The sequence below is a fragment of the Chitinophaga sp. genome (assembly GCF_035564935.1).
Lineage (GTDB): Bacteria > Bacteroidota > Bacteroidia > Chitinophagales > Chitinophagaceae > Chitinophaga.
This window is the reverse complement of record NZ_DATMTE010000620.1, coordinates 1-3,111: the sequence shown is the minus strand read 5'-3', so window position 1 is coordinate 3,111 and position 3,111 is coordinate 1. Positions and strand designations below refer to the sequence as shown.

Sequence of the window (3,111 nt, the reverse complement as noted above, 5' to 3'; positions counted from 1 at the left end):
GTTCTGTGAGCCGTCTTCATTTTTGTAGATGCCGATATCTTCACCACGGTAGTTCCTGCCGGCATTGTATACCAATCTCTTCATCCAGGAATTGGCATCGTCGTTACCCAACTGTGGCGGGTTGTGGTAATTATTAACGATATAGGAAGAAGTGAGCTGCACATTTACCCTTTTCGTGAGCTTCATATTGGCGCCGAGGTTAAAGGTGTTGCGGTAGTAATCACTGTTGGGTAATACCGCGGTGTTATCCAGCCTCGAAAAGGAAGCGCGGATAGATCCCCATTCATTGCCACCGGAAAGGGATACGTTATGCGTGGACTGTGTTCCGTTCCTGAACAGCAGTTTAATATTATCGGGTTGCGGCACATCCGCCTGTTGGGAACCATCCCACCAGGTGATCATTTTACCATCCATTTTCGGTCCCCAGGAAAGGCCGGATCCGGCCCATCCCACCTGGTTGTAAGTGTTTACACCATACGGGCCTGAACCTGTTTTGGGATCCACGTACAGGCCGGTCCAGCCTTCCGTGAGCTTTGGATTGCCATTGGCATCTGTTAAGTATTCCGGTGTATTTAACGACACCATACCGCCGGCGCCGTATTCATTTTGTAATTCGAGGAAACGGTACGGGTCAATATTTTTATAACCGTAGGTGTAGTCTACGCCCAAACCGGTACTCTTTGTACCCTTCTTGGTAGTGATCAGGATTACGCCGTTAGCGCCTTTACCACCGTACAAAGCAGCGGCGGTAGGGCCTTTCAGCACACTGATACTTTCAATATCTTCAGGGTTGATCATGTTAATGGGACTACCAAAATCCTTTGGGGAGCTGGTATTGGACGCATCGGCATTGTTGCCGGCATACATGGCGCTACCGGTTGGCGCATTGCGCACATCGTAAGGCCGTGCAAGGTCATTGGCCATAGGCATACCATCCACAATGATCAGGGGCTGGTTATCGCCCTGGATGGTGTTGTTACCGCCAATTACGATGCGGGTGGTACCACCGTCTACACCATTGGGGCTGGTAACATTTACACCCGCCATTTTTCCGGCTAATGCATTTACGATGTTGGGGGCATTGGAGCGGGCCACTTCCCCTCCTTTTACTTCTTCCTGTGAGTAGCCCAGTGTTCTTACATTCCTTTTAATGCCCAATGCCGTGATGGCCACTGCATCGAGAGAGGTGGCCGATGCCGCCATTACGATGTTCAGCACGGAATTGGCGCCAACGGTTACGCGCTGCTGTGCAAAGCCAATGGAAGAAAAGATCAGCACATCGCCTTCCTTTGCTTCCAGTTCAAAATGCCCGTCTACGTTGGTTACCGTTCCCCGGTTGGTGCCGGCCACCATTACGTTTACTCCCGGTAAAGCAGCACCGTCGTTGGATTTCACCGTACCGCTGATCTTCTGGAAAAGCACGTTCAGCCCTTCTATATTCATGCCTGCTTCATTGCTTTTTTCTTTCTTCAGCACAATCTGTTCGTTGATCACTTCAAAAGTGATGTGCAGGGGATTCAGTAAACGTGGTAAAAGTTCGCCCAGTTGTTCATCGCTGGCTTTCAGGGCCACACGCTGTTTGGCGGGTAATGTGCTGTTGTTGTAGGTAAAGTTCACGGCAGTTTTTTCCGTGATAGCCCGGAGGATATTACGCAGGTCTGTGGGTGGCATGTTTAGTGACACCTTTTTGCTCAGTACCTCCTGGGCATGCACATTCCGGCCGAAAGTGCAGGTGATCAGGCAGAGCAGAAAACCTATTTGTAGCAAAGTAACCCTCATAAAAAATATGACAGCCCGGTTGGAGTTTGCAATTTTGTGCATAACTTCAAGTGTTTTGTTGTGATTAATGAAAACGTTAGTACGACAATTCCTTTCCTGCTGCAGTTGTCCAGACTTTGCAGGAAAAAATTACAGGTGGCGGTGTTAGCGCATCGCCACTTTTTTTGGTTGATAATTTCAGGTAAACGTGATAACAGGGAACATTTTAGCGGAATTACAAGTGAACAATACTTTTAGCCGCAGGGCTTCCCGGTAATATATACCTCGCCCCCGCTGATCTTATAGCTGGCGTTAATGGCCGCGCAGATTATTTTAAGTTTATTTTCAAATGATTCGTTCGTGATGGTAGTGGTGATCATGCACTTGCCAAACACTTCCTCGCTTGCATTTATTTTTATACTGTAAGCTGTTTCCATAGCCTGGAAGATGTCTGTTACAGCAGTATTGTCGAATACGAAAGGTTTTGGTTGTACCGCGGGTTGCAGTTCCGCCAGTTCGTTGTTATCCAGCGAATCGGCTACAAACGCCGCCGTGAGGGTATTAAACCGGATCTTATGGTTGGGCGTTACCACATAGCTCCGCTGTTTTTTATCGGCCAGGTTATACACTGCTATCTTACCGGTTTTTACGGTCACTGTCAGGCTCCCGTTTTCTTCGGATACCCTGAAGCTTGTTCCCAGTACTTTGATCCCTATTTCCGGTGTATATACAATAAATGGCCTTGCTGCATCTTTTGCGATATCAAAAAAAGCTTCTCCCTTCAGGAATACCTCCCGTTTATTTTGCAATAAAAACGCATCATGCCGGATAGAGGCGCCGGCGTTCAGCACTACGGTGGAGCCATCTGTAAGCCAGGCCACCTGGCTGGCGTTACTGGTATTTACACGGGTTAGCTGTTCATTTTCCATATGGCTGTTCAGCGCGGCAGCTACCGGTGTTTTGTTATCTTTTTTCAGGTAGATGGATACCAATGCTATTCCTGCCAGCGCTGCAGCCGCTGCGCCCCACCACCTGTAACGGCCAATGCCTCTTACGCGGGTGGGTATTTCTTCCACAGCTGGATGCCCTACTGCTATATCCCTGTCGAGGCTGGCATACAAGTCTTCCAGCAAGGCTTCATCTACCGCAGGTTGCGGAACTTTGGCCAATGCCAGTACCATACTCCGGGCCTTCTCAATATCCCTCACCCTTTCCGGATGGGCTGCCATCCATTGTTCCCAGCGGGTGATGTTAACCTCGTCCGGATGCAATACCCATTGAACAAAACTGTCGTCCCGGATAAACTCCCAGGTATCCTCTCCAAAATGCTTCATGCAGCTGTTTTTTAAGCGG

2 protein-coding genes are annotated in these 3,111 nt (G+C 49.0%); both read right to left on the bottom strand.

What is annotated here, in order from left to right:
- The coding region (locus VN105_RS15810) for a carboxypeptidase-like regulatory domain-containing protein (protein ID WP_325642496.1) at positions 1–1,821 on the bottom strand (1,821 nt) is incomplete at its 3' end.
- A gap of 191 nt (positions 1,822–2,012) precedes the next feature.
- A partial coding sequence (locus VN105_RS15805) for a FecR family protein (protein WP_325642495.1) occupies positions 2,013–3,111 on the bottom strand: 1,099 nt, incomplete at its 5' end.